The organism is Massilia litorea, assembly GCF_015101885.1.
Classification (GTDB): domain Bacteria; phylum Pseudomonadota; class Gammaproteobacteria; order Burkholderiales; family Burkholderiaceae_D; genus Telluria; species Telluria litorea.
In genome coordinates, this window is the sequence record NZ_CP062941.1 from 1473769 (window position 1) to 1492523 (window position 18755).

At 62.6% G+C, this 18755-nt stretch carries 13 protein-coding genes; 7 read left to right on the plus strand and 6 right to left on the minus strand.

Features of this window, described 5'->3' with window-relative positions:
- The first annotated feature begins 136 nt into the window (after positions 1-136).
- From LPB04_RS06565 to LPB04_RS06575, 3 genes are all read left to right on the plus strand, one after another.
- Complete coding sequence (locus LPB04_RS06565) at positions 137-1714, plus strand: acyl-CoA ligase (AMP-forming), exosortase A system-associated (RefSeq protein ID WP_193687928.1); 1578 nt, start codon at positions 137-139, stop codon at positions 1712-1714.
- A complete protein-coding gene (locus tag LPB04_RS06570; RefSeq protein WP_193687929.1) occupies positions 1711-2958 on the plus strand; it encodes a pyridoxal-dependent decarboxylase, exosortase A system-associated in 1248 nt (415 codons plus the stop codon). The genes LPB04_RS06565 and LPB04_RS06570 overlap by 4 nt, the downstream gene beginning before the upstream one ends.
- A gap of 132 nt (positions 2959-3090) precedes the next feature.
- Positions 3091-4101 (plus strand): acyltransferase family protein, encoded by a 1011-nt coding sequence (locus LPB04_RS06575; RefSeq protein WP_193687930.1) that lies wholly within the window; start codon positions 3091-3093, stop codon positions 4099-4101.
- Positions 4102-4175: 74 nt separating this feature from the next.
- On the opposite strand, the gene LPB04_RS06580 is transcribed toward LPB04_RS06575, so the two are convergent.
- On the minus strand, positions 4176-5954 hold the full coding sequence (locus tag LPB04_RS06580; protein WP_193687931.1) for an asparagine synthetase B family protein: 1779 nt from the start codon (positions 5952-5954) through the stop codon (positions 4176-4178).
- An 890-nt stretch (positions 5955-6844) separates the two neighbouring features.
- On the opposite strand from LPB04_RS06580, the gene LPB04_RS06585 reads away from it, so the two are divergent.
- From LPB04_RS06585 to LPB04_RS06600, 4 genes are read left to right on the plus strand one after another with little or no spacing between them, the layout of a single operon-like run.
- Positions 6845-8332 (plus strand): lipopolysaccharide biosynthesis protein, encoded by a 1488-nt coding sequence (locus LPB04_RS06585; RefSeq protein WP_193687932.1) that lies wholly within the window; start codon positions 6845-6847, stop codon positions 8330-8332.
- Positions 8329-10104 carry an asparagine synthetase B family protein gene (locus tag LPB04_RS06590; RefSeq protein ID WP_193687933.1) on the plus strand — a complete coding sequence of 592 codons (1776 nt, stop codon included), beginning with the start codon at positions 8329-8331 and terminating at the stop codon, positions 10102-10104. Before LPB04_RS06585 ends, LPB04_RS06590 begins: the two co-directional genes overlap by 4 nt.
- A 1-nt stretch (position 10105) precedes the next feature.
- Positions 10106-11068 carry a N(5)-(carboxyethyl)ornithine synthase gene (locus tag LPB04_RS06595; protein WP_193687934.1) on the plus strand — a complete coding sequence of 321 codons (963 nt, stop codon included), beginning with the start codon at positions 10106-10108 and terminating at the stop codon, positions 11066-11068.
- A gap of 59 nt (positions 11069-11127) precedes the next feature.
- Positions 11128-12324, plus strand: coding sequence for a glycosyltransferase family 4 protein (locus LPB04_RS06600; protein ID WP_193687935.1), 1197 nt, complete (start codon positions 11128-11130; stop codon positions 12322-12324).
- Between the two features lie 7 nt (positions 12325-12331).
- Here the strand turns inward: LPB04_RS06600 and LPB04_RS06605 are convergent, their stop codons facing one another.
- The 5 genes from LPB04_RS06605 to LPB04_RS06625 form a co-directional block, all read right to left on the minus strand.
- Positions 12332-14242: a polysaccharide deacetylase family protein gene (locus LPB04_RS06605; RefSeq protein ID WP_227496637.1), complete on the minus strand. Its 1911-nt coding sequence runs from the start codon at positions 14240-14242 to the stop codon at positions 12332-12334.
- Positions 14182-14631: a polysaccharide deacetylase family protein gene (locus LPB04_RS24000; protein ID WP_227496638.1), complete on the minus strand. Its 450-nt coding sequence runs from the start codon at positions 14629-14631 to the stop codon at positions 14182-14184. The genes LPB04_RS06605 and LPB04_RS24000 overlap by 61 nt, the downstream gene beginning before the upstream one ends.
- A 219-nt stretch (positions 14632-14850) precedes the next feature.
- Positions 14851-16209, minus strand: a complete 1359-nt coding sequence (locus LPB04_RS06615) for a putative O-glycosylation ligase, exosortase A system-associated (protein ID WP_193687936.1) — start codon at positions 16207-16209, stop codon at positions 14851-14853.
- 136 nt (positions 16210-16345) lie between these two features.
- Positions 16346-17521: a glycosyltransferase family 4 protein gene (locus tag LPB04_RS06620; RefSeq protein ID WP_193687937.1), complete on the minus strand. Its 1176-nt coding sequence runs from the start codon at positions 17519-17521 to the stop codon at positions 16346-16348.
- Entirely contained in the window at positions 17518-18741 is a 1224-nt protein-coding gene (locus tag LPB04_RS06625) for a TIGR04063 family PEP-CTERM/XrtA system glycosyltransferase (protein ID WP_193687938.1), read from the minus strand. The genes LPB04_RS06620 and LPB04_RS06625 overlap by 4 nt, the downstream gene beginning before the upstream one ends.
- Between the last annotated feature and the right edge of the window lie 14 nt (positions 18742-18755).

An 18755-nucleotide genomic window follows, 5' to 3' on the forward strand; every position in this document is an offset into this window, starting at 1 on the left:
AAAAATTTGCCACGAGACATCGCTTGTTGGCGACAGGGGCGCGATACGCGGGCTGGAAAGCTGCAAGCTGTTAAGATTGCGGGCTGCGCGGCCCTGATGTCGCGCTTCCGCATTCGACCCCGTATTGATCACGACCATGGCTGATTTGATCCACGATTTTCTGTTCGATTCCGCACGCCGTACGCCCGCTGCGGAGGCGCTCGTCTACGGCGCCGTGCGCCTCGACTACGCCGCCCTGGCCGCCGCCGTCGAGGGCGCGGCCGGCGCGCTGATCGAGGCCGGCATCGCGCCGCGCGAACGGGTTGCCGTGTTCCTGGAAAAGCGCATCGAGAACGTGGCCGCGATGTTCGGCGCGGCCCTGGCCGGCGCCGTGTTCGTGCCGGTCAATCCGCAACTGAAACCCGAGCAGGTGGCCCACATCCTGGCCGACTGCAAGGTACGGGTGCTGGTGACCTCGCCGGAACGGCTGGCGCAATTGACGGACGTGCTGGCCGGCTGCCCGGACCTGGGAACCGTGTTCGTGACCGGCGCGGCGCCGCTGCAGGCCGCCGTCGAGGTGCGCAGCTGGGACGCGGCGCAAGCGGTTCCTGGCGCCGCCGTGCTGGCCGCGCGCCGCCCGATCGACGCCGACATGGCCGCGATCCTGTACACCTCGGGCAGCACCGGCAAACCGAAGGGCGTGGTGCTGTCGCACCGGAACATGGTGGCCGGCGCGCGCAGCGTGGCGAGCTACCTGGCGCTGACGCCGCAGGACCGCATCCTGGCGGTGCTGCCGCTCAGCTTCGATTACGGCCTGAGCCAGCTGACCTGTGCCTTCCTGGCCGGCGCCACCGCGGTCCTGATCAACCACCTGTTCGCGAAAGACATCCTGAAAGCGGTGGCGGCAGAACGCATCACGGGCCTGGCGGCGGTGCCGCCGCTGTGGCTGCAATTGGCGAACCTGGCCTGGCCGGGCGACTGCTCGCTGCGCTATCTGACCAATTCCGGCGGCGCGCTGCCGACGGCGACTGTCGCCAGCCTGCGCGCGGCCTTGCCCCGCGCCGAGCTGTTCCTGATGTATGGCCTGACCGAGGCTTTTCGTTCCACTTATTTACCGCCATCCGAACTCGATCGCCGTCCCGATTCGATGGGGCGCGCGATCCCGAACGCGCACGTCATGGTGGTGCGCCCCGACGGCACGCCCTGCGCGCCGAACGAACCGGGAGAACTGGTGCACCGCGGCGCGCTCGTCTCGCTCGGCTACTGGAACGATCCCCTTAAAACCGCCGAGCGCTTCAAGCCGGCGCCGGGCCACGACCCGGCGCTGCCGATCGTCGAGATGGCGGTCTGGTCGGGCGATACGGTGCGCATGGACGAAGAGGGCTACCTGTATTTCATCGGCCGCGGCGACGACATGATCAAGGTCTCCGGCTACCGGGTCAGCCCGCTCGAGGTCGAGGAGGTGGTCTACGCCAGCGGACTGGTGGTCGAGGCGGTTGCCTTCGGCGTGCCGCATCCGCAGCTGGGGCAGGCGATCGTGCTGCTGGCGCTGCCGAAGGACGCGGGCCTTAGCGGCGCGGCCCTGTTAAAAGCGTGCCAGCGCCACCTGCCGGCCTGGATGGTGCCGGCCCACGTCGCGTTGCGCGACGAGCCTTTTGCGCGCAACCCGAACGGCAAGATCGACCGCAAACTGCTGCAGCAAGCCTTTATTACCCTGTTTGAAAGCACACCATGAACGCAGACGCGAAGCTGAAGCCGGTCCACGCCGCACAGACCCTGTTCCCGGTCGAGGACGGCTGCCTGCAGGTGGGCGGCATCCCGCTCACGCGCCTGGCGCAGCGCGTCGGCAGCACCCCGTTCTATGCCTACGACCGGCGCCTGCTGACGGAACGGGTGGCCCACGTGCGCGCGCACCTGCCGCCGGCGGTGGAGCTGCATTTTTCGATGAAGGCCAATCCGATGCCGGCCCTGGTCCAGCACATGGCGCATCTGGTCGACGGCATCGACGTCGCCTCTGGCGGCGAACTGAAGGTCGCACTCGACACCGGCATGGCCCCCGGCCGCATCAGCTTCGCCGGCCCCGGCAAATCCGAGGCCGAGCTGACGCGGGCGGTGGCCGCCGGCGCCGTAGTCCACGCCGAGTCCGAGCGCGAGCTGCGCACGCTGGCGCGGGTCGGCGACGCGCTCGGCATCGCACCCTTGCTGGTCCTGCGCATCAACCCGGACTATGAGTTAAAAGGGTCGGGCATGCGCATGGGCGGGGGCGCCAAGCAGTTCGGCATCGACGCCGAGGATGCGCCGCGCCTGCTGGCCCTGTGCGCGGAGCTCGGCCTCACGGTGCTCGGCTTTCACATCTTCAGCGGTTCGCAAAGTTTAAAGGCCGAGGCCATCATCGAGGCCCAGGCCCAGACGTTTATCCTGGCCCAGCAGCTGAGCGGGCAGATGCGCGACCCGGTGCGCATCCTGAACATCGGCGGCGGCTTCGGCATCCCGTATTTTCCGGGAGAGGCGGCGCTCGACCTGGGACCGATCGGAGATGCGCTCGCCGCCGCGCTGCCGGGCGTGAAGGCGGCACTGCCCGAAGCGCAGCTGTCGATCGAACTGGGGCGATACCTGGTGGGCGAGGCCGGCGTCTATGTCGCGCGCGTGATCGACCGCAAGGTGTCGCGCGGACAGGTGTTTCTGGTCACTGACGGCGGCCTGCACCACCACCTGGCCGCTTCCGGCAATTTCGGGCAAGTTATCCGGAAGAATTATCCGGTCGCGATCGGCAACCGGATGAACGAATCGAACGAACGCGAAACGGCTTCCGTCGTCGGCCCGCTGTGCACCCCGCTCGACCTGCTGGCCGAACGCATGGAGCTGCCGGCAGTGGAAGTGGGCGACCTGGTGGTCGTGTTCCAGTCCGGCGCCTACGGCCGCTCGGCCAGTCCGCAGGGTTTTCTCAGCCATCCGGAAGCGCCGGAAGTGCTGGTCTGAGGGCCATTCCTGAAGCTGGACGATATTTGCGTGGAAAGATAGCCACACTGCACGATATATTTCCTAATAACTAGATATTTTTTCTTAAGGCGAGTGTTTCGTTATTAAACTGGGGCAAACTTTGGAAACGTAATGAAACAACACATCCCATATCTCGACGGTTGGCGCGGATGCGCGATCGCCTTTCTGTTGATCGGACATTTTTTCCCTTATTCAGGGATTAATTTCGGCACTGTTGGGGTGGCATTGTTTTTCGTTCTTTCCGGACTGTTGATGGCCCAGGTGCTGTTCGTCCAGCGCACGGATTTCGGCAGCTTTTACCGGCGCAGGATTTCGCGTGTCGTGCCCTCGGTGGTGGTGTACCTGGCCGCGATCACGGCGGTCTTCGCCCTTACCGGAAACCAGGTGTCGTCGAGCGAATTGCTGTCCGCCGCTACCTTCACCAATAATTATTTCGTGGCCACTAGATGGACCATGCCGTTCGGGCATATCTGGTCCTTGAGCGTCGAAGAGCACTCGTATGTGCTCTTGTCCTTGGCCGCCTTCTGGTGCCGCGCGCGTGGCGGGCGCGGCCTGCACGCCATTGCCGTCATCGTCTCCGCAATGCTGCTGGCGATCGCCGTGTATTCACTGGTCCCCGGTGCGCAGGCACCCAACTTTTACCTGCGCACCGAGGTCGCCTCGTTCGGTATTTTCTGTTCCGGCTTCCTCGCCTTGCTTGTCACGCAAGGCCGCTACGCCCTGGCCCGGGCCTGGATCGCGCCGGCAGCGCTCGCAGCCGGGATCGCAGCGCACTGGTGGAGTGTTCCCATCGAGCTACGCGTGGTACTTGGCGCGGGCGGACTGGCGGTGGCGCTCAACGCGATGGCGTACGCGCCGCGCTGGCTGCTGGCCATTTTTGAATTTTCCTGGCTGCGCACTCTGGGACGCTATTCGTTCTCGATCTACCTGTGGCAGCAGCCGTTCTACCAGCTGACTTATCGCAGCGGGCTGCCACCCGTGCTGGGGCTGCTGTTATCGCTCATTGCGGGCTGGGCGGCTTTCCATCTCATCGAAAATCCCGCGCGCCTGTACTTGAACAAGCGCTGGGGAGCAAAATCCCCAGCGCCTGGCTTTGCCGAGCATACAGAGGTTTTTCGTTAAGTCACCCTCGTTATTGACCGAAACCTAAGCTCGGCAAGATAAGAATCTGCTTGACCGAGTTGACCACGTACGGCTCAGGCGAGTTCGGCGTCCATTACATCCACCACTTCAGAATCAGCAGTGCCTGCAACGGGTGCTTGCCGGCTCTTCGGGCCGTGTTTTATGTAGACAGGCGCTTTTTTGTAGGTCCGTACAATCATCAGGAGTGGGCCGAATAACCAGGCTCGGCGTTGGCGTAATGCTGGTGCAAACTGGGATGCAAATAGCAGGACTTTGTTGCTGAAGCTTACATATTTAAACGCAGAGCGGATCACGGAGGAGTCGCCATAAATATACTTTTTTTCTACTTGGCTCCGTGCTTCGCTGATGCTTTCATCGACTGGCGGATGGTCGGCAGGCAGGCAACGCGAACTCGGGAAGTCGTAAAACTCCGGGTAAAAACGCTGCAAGCATTCGCGCTGGAGATAGCGCTTGTACTTTTGCTCGGGATCGTAAGAAAGGGCAGCGAACGCGAACTCGAGATCGCAATATGGGAATACCACCACATGCCCTGGCGGATGCATCATCGTGATTGAAGGCGCGATGCAACGTCTTGTGCGGCCTTGCAAAAAAGCCAGCTGCGATTGATTCGTATTGGGCAAAAATTTGTTGACGTATTCCCTATATTTTTGGCGGTAGCTGTCTGCTGAATTGACACGGGCTGACAGTTGGCTCAATGTGCCCTCTTTGACCGCCTTCTCGACGATTGCAGAGGTCGAATCGTTTGCCCTGCTGTCGAAACCTTCGATGTCAAAGCTGGAGTTGCCCAGGACGTCTCCTGCAAGTCCATCTAATATCAGCGAAGGAGGGCGCCCAGCCAGCCATTGCATGAGAGGCACGGCCCAGCTATGCATGAAGGTCTCCGTGCCGATGAGATGCTGCCGTTTTAACGCGTCCTTGGTCAGCTGATCTGGAGAGCTGGCCGGAACCACCTCGCAGTCGACTCCAAAGGCAGCCGCGATCTTCGGGGCATATACCGAGTCGATATCGTAATCGCGTCCCTGCTTGCGGTTGTAACTCTGGCAGGTGACTGCCTTGAAACCTATATTTTTCTTGACCAGCAGGGCAAAGAAGCGCCGCGAATCGAAGCCACTGGAAAACGGTAAGGTTACTTCCCCCACCTTCAGCTTCATACAACGTTCCATGGATGCTCGAAACGCTGTCTCGATGACATCTACGGCGTCATCGTCAACCGCTTGTTGCCCTGCTGGGAGCTTGGCAAAATCAAACCACTGTCTTATATCGCAATGCTCTGCCGTGATCTGCATTTCGGCACCCGCAGCGAAGCGCTTGATGTCGTGATAAAAGCTGCGGTCTCCCAGAACGTAGCCATTTTGCATCAGGCTCGCCCAACTGGTCAGGTCGGGGACATCGCCGTCCAGATAAAGCAGGCCGGGATGAGAAGCGACATACCAACTACCGTTGTTTTTCCTGTAAAACAATGGACTCATTCCAAAGGCGTCACATTTGATCGTAGCGCTTTGTGAAGCCGTATCGAATCTCAAGAAAGAAAAAACCCCATTTTGTAAGTCGTCCGCCGCTATGCTCGAAAGATCCTCAGGGGGCGAGTAGGAATGTATTTCCGACGAAACTTCGTAACCCCTGAATACGACCAGGTTTTCCCCCACCTTATGGACCAGTCCAGTGTTCGTGGAAGGTGCGCGCGAACTTACCGCCCAGAAGCAGGACGAACTGACGGTGAGAAGATCGGTCGAGGAACCCTGAAGTTCAACTGCCTCCGATGGGAATATGCATGCCAGAAAGAACTCTACGTTAGCAAAATTCTGCGCTAATAATGTCAAATCGATTTGCATATTGTATTTCTTACAATGACAGGCGCAGGTTTGTGCATTGCTGGCGCAAATTTGCCCGTTTCCAGTCGCATGGGCTGCACCTGCTTTGTTTGCTAACGCAGCGTCTTTTACGAAAAAACCCGCCGATTGGCGGGCTCGTCAATAGAGTAGGGCTCGACTACGCTGCGAGTTGCAAGCGCTCGTTCATTCCGGCATTACACTGCGCAACGATCGCTTCTGCTATCTCCCGAGACACGATGAAAAGAGCGTTCCCATGTGCATCACGGACGGTAGCGTCTGTAGCCCGATATGGAGTTGCGGTCAACGGTAAGGCAAGTTTCATATTTTTCCCAGTCGTGGTTAGGTTAACTATGGCCGTTACGTCTCCCGGCTCTTGTCCTGTTTCATTCAATGAGGGTCTCTGCCAGAGTTGCAAACGCTCGTACGATGGCAATAAGAAAAGCAGTAATCTGTTAATTGCAGGTAATTGCACTGTAGCTAAATTACCTTTTGTATCCTGCCGATAATTTTTTTCCTTAGAAGTTGTTGGAAAACATCTTTCAGTAGTGATAGCTTGCTCTGTGAGAGCGACTTCCCTTGCTTCCCGCTACCTTCCCAGCCTGGAATTCATGCTTTCGGGGCTCTCCGCTACCCTTGACCTGCGCCCTTTTCGAAGGCCAGAAGTGACCGGAGGGGGGGCGCGCACGATTGTTGTGATTCTTGACACATTTCAAGCCTTGGTCTACTCTGCATTGGATAACATTTCTTCCGATCAAAGCACAATACTCCGGCCGTAAGCAGCGTCTGAGGACGCGAAGAAGGCAGCGTCAGGCGCCCTGGCGACGCTGTGCAAACGATCCCTTCCGTGGCGCTGCCATCGGTCACAGACGCAGCAAAGGTAGTATCAACAGATGTCCCATAAAAGTACCAGTATTACCAGCGGCGCAATGATCATGGTTGCCATGCGCTGGATCGATCGTTTCATCGGCATCGTCAGCACCTTCATCCTCGCCCGCATCCTCATTCCCGACGATTTCGGCATTGTCGCTATGGCCTCGGTGGTGGTCTCGTTCGCCGACATCATCTTCGATCTCGGCGTGAACGTCGCCCTTATCCAGCGCAAGCACCCGAGCCAGGCTTATTACAACACGGCCTGGACTTTGCGCATCGTCCAGGCCGCCTGCGTGGCAACGGTACTGGTCATCCTTGCGCCGTTCGCAGCCGAGTACTACAAGGACCCACGCGTCACTGCTGCGGTCCAGGTCATGGCGCTGTCCTTGTTCGTGGGCGCGTTCGAGAACGTTGGCATCGTCGACTTCCAGAAAGAACTGCGTTTCGCGGACGACGCGAAGTACGTGATGTTCAAGCGCCTGGTCGGCTTTTTCATCACGGTGGCGCTCACGCTCATCATGCAGAGTTACTGGGGCATGATCCTCGGTACCCTTGGTGGGCGCCTGGCGGCGGTCGCACGCAGCTACAGTGTTCATCCCATGCGTCCGCGTTTCGCGCTGTCGGAATTCAAGGAAATCTTCGCGGTCTCACAATGGGTGCTGGTCAAGAACATCAGCTCCTTCCTCGACCGCAAGCTGCATATCTTTATGGTCGGCGGCTTGGCGAGCACTGGCGTGACGGGCGGCTATACACTGGCCAGCGAAATCGCCGATATTCCCGGGACCGATTTGCTGGCGCCCATCAACCGTGTGCTGTTTCCTGCCTTTGCCCAAGCCAGGGACAACCTGGAAGAGCTGACCAGGCTGCTGCTGCGCGCGCAGGCGGTGCAGGTGATGGTGACCTTCCCGGCCTGTGTCGGTTTCGTGCTGACCGCTCAGGAATTCGTGCCGGTGGCGCTGGGCGAAAAGTGGCTCTTCATCGTGCCTTTCATCCAGATCCTGGCCCTGTCGAACATCATCCAGTCGATCAACAGCAGCGCGAACTACGTGCTGACCGTCATCGGCAAGATCCGCCTGCTGGCCGTGACGAGCTGGATCCAGATCCTCATGTTCGGCGCCGGCGCTCTCCTGCTGAGCCGGAACCTGACCCCGGAACGCATCGCCCAGTTGCGCATGGCCTCGATCGTGCTGACCTTCGGCATTTCCTACGCTTTGCTGATGCGCAATGTGCCGGGATTGACCGTGCGGATGCTGGCCCAGGGCACCGGGCGCCCGCTGCTGGCTTGCCTGGCCATGGCCGTGGCCCTGTTCTTCCTGCAGACGCAAGTGCAGGCCCCGAACTGGGCCATGCTCGTCCTGAAGGTGGGGACCGGGGTGCTCGTCTACTGCGCCGTCGTGATGTTGCTATGGCGCGTCGCCGGCCGTCCGGAAGGTGCGGAAACCTATTTTCTGTCTAAAATAAAGCGGACGAAGCCATTGCCCGTCGGCGTACCTGGCGAGGCCAAATGAACATCAACCTGGATTTGATAGCGCGTCAGTTCGCGGACGTCGAATTTTTCCTGGCCTGCGTCTTCCCCGACACGGCGCCGCAGTTCGGTCCGGTGCCGTCCACCCTGGCCGTGGCCAGTACGCCGGAGTTCTGGGCGGTCAGTTCACGCGCGCCGTCCAACGGACGGGGCTTGCTGCATGAGGTCGCCGGCTCCCAGCTGGCCTTTCGCGGCTATGAGGCCGCGCTCGGCGTCCACTCCTACTCCGACCCGGCCATTCTCGAGCGCATCGCCGCGCCGGACGCGCTGCAGAACGGTGCTTTTGCGTACCTGAAATTCGACCCCCAGCTGCAGCAGGCAATGGTCAGGAACGATGCCTTCGGCTTCGGTCCGATGTATTACCGGCAGCGCGGCGGCACCTGGTTCTTTGCTTCGCACCCGGTCCTGCTGCACCTGGCCGGGGATGCGCCGGACCTGGGCTCCTGGGTGAGCCTGATGCACAACGGCAGCGCCATGGACGGCCGCAGCTTCTTCCAGGACATCAAGCGTTTCCAGGCCGGGGCACAGATGACGATCCGGCGCGACGGTGCCGACACGCAGCAGTGGTTCGATGTTGCCCAGCTCCCGCCGGGCGAGGAAATGATCGACGACGATGCCTTCCGCATCGTCGAAGACGCCTACCTGGCTGCCATGGAGCGCTGCCTGAAGCTGGACGTGGGCGAGGTGACCTTGCCATTCTCGAGCGGCTTCGATTCGCGCCGCTTCTTCGCCACCTTGCTGCGCAAGGCGGTGCCGTTCAAGGCCGTCACCTGCCAGACCTTCCACCGCAAGAACGGTCGCGACTACGATATCGACTCCTATTTTGCGCCGAAGATCGCCGCCGCTTTCGGCGTCGATTGCGAGCTGGTGCGCGCCGTGCCTCCTTCCGCGATCGAGGCCGAGCAGGCGCGGCGCCAGGCCCTGATCGGCACCGAGACCTTCATGCACGGCTGGGCCTTGCCCTTCATGCACTGGCTCGCCAAACGGCCACCCTCGCTGGTGTTCGACGGCCTGGCCGGCGACACCTTCGGCAATTCCGGTTTCGAGATCGACGGGTTGCACGAGACGCCCGAAAAGGATGCGGAACTGGTACTCGAGAAGTCGACCGGCCCCTTCGTGCTGCAGCAGCTGTCCTCCCGCTTCCCTTCCGGAGAAAGTTTCCGCCGGCATTACCGTGCATTCCTCGCGCAGTTCCCGCCCAACCTCAACCAGGCGGAACTGGCTTTCCTGCAGTCGCGTACGCGCCGCTGCATCAGCCCGTGGATCACGATGATGCACCCGCCGGGACACGTCGTCGTGTTCCCGTACTGCGACCTGGAATTTGCGATCGCAACGCTGACATACCACCCTGCGGAAAAATACAAATATTTCTTCCAGAAGGAATGCCTGCTGCGCTTTTACCCCGAATTCTACGATTTCCATGGTTCGCGTAATCTCCCGGCCGATCACCCGCCGCTGGATCAGGCCACCAGCCGGGCGCGTGACGAGGCCCAGGAGCGCTATGCCTATGGCGATGCCGCGGTCACCCGGGAAGCGCTCGGGTATCTGAACTGGCCGAACAAGCTCGTGCTGCTGGCGTCGCGGCTGATGCCGGGCCTGCGCCGACGCCGCGACTGGCTGTTCCGGCCTCTGCTGCTGCTGGTGCGCACCTACCGCGAAGCGCCGGCCTTCATCGAGCTCGACACCCGCGCGCAGGCAGCTCGCCAGACCGGCCAGGCTGAATTGACCCAACCAACCACCGCAACCAGGGGATGACATGAAAACCGTTGGACTGATGATCAGTACGAAGGAAAACGAAAAACGGCGCGCCATGCTGCCGAAGCACATCGAACGCATCCGCAACCGGGGGCAGCTCTATTTCGAAGCCGGATACGGCGAGACGTTTGGCCACAAGGACGACGAATACCGGGCCGCGGGCGCGCATGTGGTATCGCGCGAGGAGGCGCTGTCGAAGGACGTCATCGTCGATCCGAAGATCGGCGACGCCACCTATCTGTCCGAACTACGCAGCGGCCAGACCGTGTTCGGCTGGGTCCATGCCGTGCAGAACCGCTCGATCACCGACAAGATCATCGACAAGGAAGTGACCGCGATTGCATGGGAAGACATGTTCGAGGGCGGCCGCCATGTGTTCTGGCGCAGCAACGAGCTGGCCGGCGAGGCCGCGATCATGCACGCCTTCACGCTGTACGGCAAACTGGTCTATGAATGCAAGGTGGCGCTGATTGGCCGCGGCAACGTCGCGCGCGGCGCCCACCGCGTGCTCTCCTGCATGGGCGCGCACATTAACGTCTACGAGCGCAGGACCGAGTCGCTGCTGCGCCAGGAACTGTCGAAGTACGATGTGGTCGTCAATGGCCTGCTGTGGGATGTGTACCGCAAAGACCACATCATCTACCGCGAAGACCTGCCGAAGCTGAGGAATCCGGCGATGATCGTCGACATCAGCTGCGACCGGGCCGGCGCCATCGAGACCAGCCGGCCGACGACGATCGAAGATCCGGTCTACACGGTCGACGGCGTGCTGCACTATGCCGTCGACCATACGCCGGCACTGATCGGCTATTCCGTCACCGCCTGCCTGGGTGAAGAAATGGTCAATTACCTCGACACCATTATCGAGGACCGGATCGAGGAAGACCCGGTTCTGCGCCCGGCGATCTGCATCCGCAACGGCAATATCGTCGACCAGCGCATTATCGATTTCCAGAAGCGCTGACTTCGACAGACCCTGGGAAAAGCAAGTACAACACGGAGTTATTCGGTGGAGGATCCTGCGTGGCGCCCGTAACACGCCCTGTCGTCCTGTTTGTCCTGCAGTGGTCCCTGCGCTATGTCGGCGGCGTCAACCACGTCGTCACGCAGTTGGCGCAACAGATGCGCGCTGGCGGTGTGTTCGAGCCGCTGGTGCTGATGGCCGACTGGGATGCGCCGGCACCGGTGTATGAAGACATCCACGGCGTGCGCACCGTGCGCTGGCAACTGCGTGCCCGCCACCACGGCATGGGCGTCAAGGCGCGCCTGGCGTATGCGCTGTGGGAGCGGCGCTTTCGCAAGCAGTTCGCCCGCTTCTGCCATGTCCACGACGTGCGCGCCGTGAACCTGCATTATCCGGGCGACGCCGCGTTTACCTTCGCGCGCGTGCTGCAGTCGCTGAGGCCGCGCATTCCGCTGCTCCTGTCCTTCCATGGCACCGATGCCAGCAAGCTGGCCACCCTTGGAATGGCCGAAAAAGACGCGTGGCGCCGTCTGATCGTGGGGAGCGACGCGGTCGTGACCTGTTCCCGCGAACTGGCGCAACGACTCGATGGGGCACTGGCGACGCCGGTGCCCCATCGCATCATCTACAGCGGCGTCGATGCCGCCAGGTTCGCCCGCCGCACGGCGCCGGACACGCCCGGCAAGCGTGTGATCCTGCACGTCGGCCGGTTCGATCGCAACAAGGGGCAGGATGTCCTGCTTGCGGCCTTTGCGCGCATCGCCGATGCGTTTCCCGACACGGTGCTGCACCTGGTCGGCGACAACGACGGTAACGGAAGCACGCTGGACAGCCTGCGCGCGCAGGTGACCGACCTGCGAATCGAGGCGCGGGTACGCTTCTTTGTCAGTGTCCCGTTTGAGGACATGCCTGCGCATTTTGCCCAGGCCACCGCATTCGCCTTCCCCAGCCGGCAGGAAGCCTTTGGGCTGGCCCTGCTGGAGGCGGGCGCCGGCGCGCTGCCGGTCGTGGCGGCGCAGGTCGGCGGCATTCCAGAACTGATCGAGGATGGGGTGACGGGACTGCTGGTCGAGCCGGACAACGCGCCGGCGCTGGCGCAGGCCCTGGCGACGCTGCTGGAGGATCCCGCCGCGGCGCAGCGGCTGGGAGCGCGCCTGGCCGAACGGGTTGCGGCCGAATTTTCCTGGAGCGCGACCCGCATGCGCTATGAGGAACTGATCCGCGAAACGGGCGGCAAGGCCCGCGGCGCGGCCTGAACGGAGCTCAGGCGGCCTTCGACGTCTTCTGCGTGGCAACCCCATTGACGACTTCATCGAACAGCGCGGCCAACTGGCGCGCACGGTGCGCGCGCGACGAGCGCTCGACCAGTTCGAGCGAGGCGACATGCGCGCTGTCTTCGCGCAGGCGCTCCAGGAAGCGCTCCAGCCGCGCTGCGATCTCGGCGGCATCGTCGATGAAGGCGGTGTCGTCGAAGCCGGCATTCGCCAGCACGCGCGCCGTTTCTCCCTTGTGGTCGACCAGGCCGAAGATCGGCTTGCGGGCGCGGAAGTACTCGTACACCTTGGCCGGGATCTGGTTGTTGAAGGGCGTGCCCTGGAACAGCAGCAGCCCGTCGGCCGCGCCCATTTCGGCCAGCGCTTCGCGGTAGGGTACCGGCTCGGCGGTGGCGGCAATGTCGGCCACGCCATACCGTTCGATCAGGGCCGTCACGCCGGCGCTGTTGCCGGGCGCGCGCAACACCACGCGCAGCGTCGCCGCGCTGATCACGCCGCGTGCCTTGAGGCGCGCGAGGGCGTCCAGGAAGGCCGAGGGATCGCGTCCGGTGTCGTAGAGCAGGCCGCTGTGCACCAGCGTCAGCGCGCGTCCGGCCGCCGGCGCCCTGGCGGCGGGCGGGGCGCTGCCGAATGCGTCCTCGTCGTAGCCGTTCTCGATCACGACGAATTTCGCCGGCGGCAGCTCCGGGAAACGCTCGCGGTAGGAGGCCATGGCACCCTGGGTCGTAAACACGGCCTTGCTGCAACGGCGGATGGTCTGCTGCTCGATCCACGCATACAGGCGGCGTTGCGCCTTGTTGGTCGGATAGGCCGGCTGCAGCATCGGGTCCCGGAAATCGGCCACCCAGGGCAGGCCGGTGAGGCGGTGCAGCGCCAGGCCGATCAGGTGCGCGGTGGCGATCGGAAAGGTCGACCAGATCAGGCGCGGACGCTGCGCGCGGATCAGCGACAGGCCGGCAGGGACCGCGCCCATGCACCAGCTAATCCAGCGGTCGGGCAGGGCGCTCGCGTTCAGGTAGCGCCCGCGCCAGCCCATGTGACGCTTGGCGTCGAGCGCGAACGCGCGCCGCACCAGCAGCTTGGGCGGAATGCTGGCCAGCTGTGAGGGATTCTGGGCTTCGTAGACGCTGGCGTTGGCGGTGAGAACCATCGGTTCCCAGTCGCTGGCGGGAAGATGGCGCGAAAAACTCAGGCTGCGCTGGATGCCGCTGCTGGCTGCCTGCGGCGGAAAATGAAATGCGATCAGTAACGCACGGTTGTGCATGTTGCTATCCTTGTTGCTCATCGTGGTTGCTGGCTGCTTGTTGCCTAGCGCCATCCAGCTCAGGAGGCGCAGGCCAAAACGAAATGGGGTGCGGTCCCAGGGCCGGCTGCGTGGCAGCTGGAAGCGGTCCTGGTCGGAGGTGATGCGCCCGACGGCGGTGGTGAAGGCGGCGAAATAGCCGGCCTGGCGTACCATCTCGACGTGGCGCGCATCGAAGTCCTGGCCGACCTTCCCGTTGGGATAGGCGAACAGGCGCACCGGTTTGCCGATCAGTTCTTCCAGCTGGTTCTTGCCGCTGGCGATTTCGATGCGCGCGCTCTCATCGTCCAGGCTCGTCAAAATCGGATGGGAGACCGTGTGCGCGCCGATGTCGACGCCGTTGCGGTCGAGCGCAACGAGCATGTCAGGGGTCAGCATCAGCGCGGCATGGTCCATGCCGCTCATGCCGTCGAGGCGGGCGACCAGACGCTCGCGCTCGGGCGGCGGCAGGTATTTGCCGGCCTCGGTCAGGCGCAAGGCGGTCTGCTTGCGCTCCTCGAGCGAGTTCAGGGAATAGCGTTCGAGCCCGATGTCGCTCAGGTCGAGGGTACCGGCCGGCAGGGACTGCACCGCGTGAATGATGCGGTCGTTCCACATATTGCCCGCGCCGCTGCCGAGAAAGCCGGTGGTAACGAAGACCGTGGCCGCAACCGGAACTTGCGCAGGATCGGCAGCGCCAGGTCGTGCACCGAACGATAGCCGTCGTCGAAGGTAATGCAGACCGTGCGCGGCGGCAGGCGGCCTTCGTCGAGCGCGCGCAGCGCCTCGTACAGCGGCATGACATTGAAGCACTCGGCCAGCAGCGCCATCTGCCAGTGGAAGGTGGCGACATCGGGTTCGGTGTCGAGCAGCGGATCGGGACGTGCCAGCACGCGGTGATAGTTCACCACGACCAGGCTGCGCTGGCTGGACAAGAGCCCGATGGCGCCGCCGGCAGCGCGCAGCAATGCGGTGTCGAGCCGCTTGTGTCGATGTGATTGGCTCATCGGATCAGCGGCCCTGGCGTTGACCGCGTCGCCGCCGTTGCGCGCGCATCGGACGCGCGCGGAAGGCAGCAAAGCATAGGGTGGTGCAAACATGCGATGTAGGGGGTCATCAAATTCGTGGGCGAGCGATTATTCGTACCGGGGCGATACCGGGCTAACTGAGGGCGCGGGACACACCGTCCCGCCTGCCGAGCCAACTATATCATTCCATTTGGCAATTTATCCACGCGCTGCATAGGCTGGCTTGGCGGCAATCCGGGTTTCGGATGCGGTGGGCGGAACAGGCACGACCGTGGCAAGCATCCTTCTTTCCAAGACGACGACCAGTCCGAACAGCGCGAAGATCAGGTCGAAATACGCTAGGCTCAATGCGGCTCCACCTACGGCGAACGCAAAAATACTGAGCTGCACCATCACCGCCGCAGTCGGCAGCCAAGCCGGCGCCCCTCTTTTCCGCGCTTTGCGCGCGACGCCGCCTGCCTTTAGGAAGCTGGTCGCAAGGCACCCGAGGTACAGGGCGAGCCCGACGAAACCCTGGTCGCCCAGCACCTGAAAATAAATACTGTGTGCGGCGCGGGCGATCGTTGTATTCGGGAACCCAGTACCGGTGTAGAACCAAGGATACGCAAAGAACTCTTTCGAAAGTTCCGACCAGACCGGAAAATACTCAAGCGCCTTGATACCGCCGCCAAAGAACGGATGTTGCATTGCCATAATAAAACTTAATTTCCAGGCAACAACTCGCGTCATGAAAGAATCATCCTGCTCTGCGGCAGTAATGGTGTCCATGCGCGCGACATAGTCCGACGAGATGTAGAACGACGCGCCAATACAAAAAGCCGCGATAAGTATCGTGAGCAGAATCTTGCGGTCGCTTTTAATGTACAGGTAAGCACCCAGCATGAGTAGGGCGACGAACCCGCCGCGCGACTCGGTACCGATGACCCCGAGTGCGAGCAAGGCCATCGTTCCCAGCAGGCCCAGGTTCAGGATGCGCGAGCGCTTACCGTATTCAGTCCACAGGTAATAGCAGAGCGGTAGCGTCATGACGAAAGCGAGTGCCAGTTCGTTGCGGTCGCCCAGGACGTGGCCCGAGAGACCGACAATCTTGTGGCCGCCCCCGCTGGCAATGAATTTCAAGGTTTCCAGGTCGGCGTAAAAACCGACCGAGAGCACGACGCACCACAGGACGAAATCGAAATGCAGCTTGTCTTTGATCACCAGGACGATCGCAATGAACAAGGCCACGACTTTTGAAAAGCGGATCCAGTAGTCCCAGGATACGTCCTGGTTACCGATCGACATCGTAGTACTGGCGAGGGTCCAGACGAAGAAGGCGAGCACGAGCGCACCAACACCCGTCAACTCAATTTTCGGCTTGGTTCTCCAGGCTAGGTAACTGAGGATGGCAACCCCCGTGAACAGCAGGTTGTAACGGGGAATGCCGGCGATGCCATAGACCCAGGCATTCGGGTAGAACAGCGCCGTCCACAGCCACATGCCGACCGCGATGAAGGGACGCTGCACCATCGCATACAGCATGACCGGCAGCACTGCGAGCATGAAGAGGTCACGCATCGGTTTTCTTCCGGTCGCTGTCGGCCTGTTCCTTGCGCTTTTCCGTCTTCAGCGCCCACAAGCACAAATAGGCGACCGCCAACAGGTCAAGCGCCCACAATATAGATTCCATTTTCGTCAGTCCACTGAAAAAGGGTTAAGCCAGCGCCAGCTTTCCGGCCCGGCGCAGCAGGACCTGCTCGAACAGGCGCAGCTGGCCATCGGTCGTATCGTCCCAGCTGAAACGCTCGGCGTAGCGGCGCGTTGCGCCGCGGTCGGGGTAATTCGCGCGCAGCGCATTGACGGCATCGGCCACGCCCTGGTAGCTGCGCTCGCCCATCAGGACGCCGGCGTCGGGCGAAGCCACCACCTCCGGCGTGCCGTAGACGCGGCTGGCCACGACCGGGGTGCCGCAGGCCATCGCCTCCAACAGCACGTTGGCCCAGCCTTCGCGGCTCGACGACAGCACCAGCGCGTCGGCCGCGCCGTAATGCTCGCGCAGCTGCGCCTGCGGTACCGCGCCCAGGAAGGTAACACGGTCGCTGACCTTCAGCTCGCGCGCCAGGGTCTCGAGCTTTGCACGGTCCGGGCCGTCGCCGGCCAGCACCAGGCGCACGCCCGGCAGCAGGGGCAAGGCACCGATGATCAGGTCCTGGGCCTTGACCGGCACCAGGTGGCCGACCGCAAGCAGCGTGAACATGGCGTTCGGCGTGCGCTCGGTCGGACGGAACAGGTGCAGGTCGACGCCGTTCCTGAGCGAGACCACGCGGTCGGCGTCGACGCCGAGCGCCACCACTTCGTCGCGCAGCGCATTGCACACCGTGATCACCGCGTCCGCCCGTTTGGCGGCCCAGGTGATCATCTTGCGCGGCAGCGCGTACTGCGGAAACAGCGTGATGTCCGAGCCGCGCGCCGTGATCACCAGAGGCTTGTTGAAATAGCGACCCAGCATGGCGGCGGCCACACCGTCCGGATAAAAATAATGGGCGTCGATCAGGTCGAAATCGAAACCCTCGTCGATCAGGCGCGCAATGGCCGGCTTGGCCGCCTGCGCCAGCAGCGCCGGCGCCAGGTTCATGCCGACTTTCGGGATCACCGGATAGCGCGGGTGCGCGACCTGGATCCCGTGGCGCACTTCATGGCGCGGCGCCCTGGCAAAACGCGCCCAGTTGCCGAAGCGCGGATGGGTCGAGGGGAACCAGGGAATCGGCGCCACCACGCGCGACTCGACCTGGCCGCTGGCGACCAGGTGGCGCAGGCGCGTCTCCACGAAAATGCCGTGGCCCGGCTTTTCGCCGTTCGGGAACAGGGTACTGAACGTCAGGATCTTCATGCCGCTTTTAACTTGGAGCCCGTCAGCTGGCCATAGATGTTTTTATAACGCGCCACGCTGACCGGCCAGTTACGCTCGGTCTCCACGTATGCGCGGCCGGCCAGGCGCAGCGCCGGCCAGGTCGATTGGGCGTCGAGCAATTCTCCGACCTTGCTGGCCAGCGCGGCCGGATCGTCCGGCGCGAACAGGATGCCGGTCTTGCCGTCGGCGATCAGCTCGCGGTGCCCGCCGACGCTGGACGCGGCCAGGATGCGGCCCTGCGCCATCGCTTCCAGCGGCTTTAATGGCGTGACGAGGTCGGTCAGGCGCATCGACAGGCGCGGGTAGACCAGCACGTCGAGCAGGTCGTAATACTTTTGCACCTGGTCGTGCGGTACGCGGCCGGTGAACACGACCTTGTCGGCGATGCCGAGATCCTTGGCCAGCTGGCGCAGGTTCGCATCCTGCGGACCGCCGCCGACCAGCAGCACGCGCAGGTCGGGCGCGCGCGCGGAGAGGGCCGGCACCGCGCGCAGCAGCACGTCCAGGCCCTCGTAGGCATAGAAGGAACCGATAAAGCCAATTAAGCGATGCCCCGCCAGGCCGAGCTGGCGTTTCAGGTCCTGGTCGGCTTCGCCGCCGACGGCGAACTTGTCGATATCGACCGCGTTCGGGATCACGGTGACTTTACTGGCCGGGATGCCGCGTTCGACGATGTCGCGGCGCAGGCCTTCGCAGATCGTGGTGACCGCATCCGCGCGTTTCAACGCATGGGTTTCCAGCGCGCGCGTCATCTTGTAGCGCAGGCCGTTCTCGGTGCTGGTGCCGTGGTCGACGGCGGCGTCTTCCCAGAAGGCGCGCACCTCGTAGACGACCGGGATGCCGAACTTGCGGCCGGCGCGGATCGCGGCGATCCCGTTCAGGCAGGGAGAATGGGCGTGCAGGACATCGGGTTTGATCTGCGGGATGATTTCGCTCAGGCGCCTTTCCAGGCCGTTGATCACTTCCAGCTGGTTCAGGATCGGCAGTTTTGCGAACGCACCCCTTGATTTCGCGGTGCGATAAAAATGCAGGCCGTCGGCTGTTTCCTCGGCCAGGTCCTTGGCGCCCTGGTGCTTGGAACCGGTCACGTGAAAAGTCTCCCAGCCGAGCGCGCGCTGTTCGCGCAGGATCGAGGCGGTGCGGAAGGTATAGCCGCTGTGCAGCGGGATTGAATGGTCGAGGACGTGAAGGACACGCATAATGTTTTTACTAA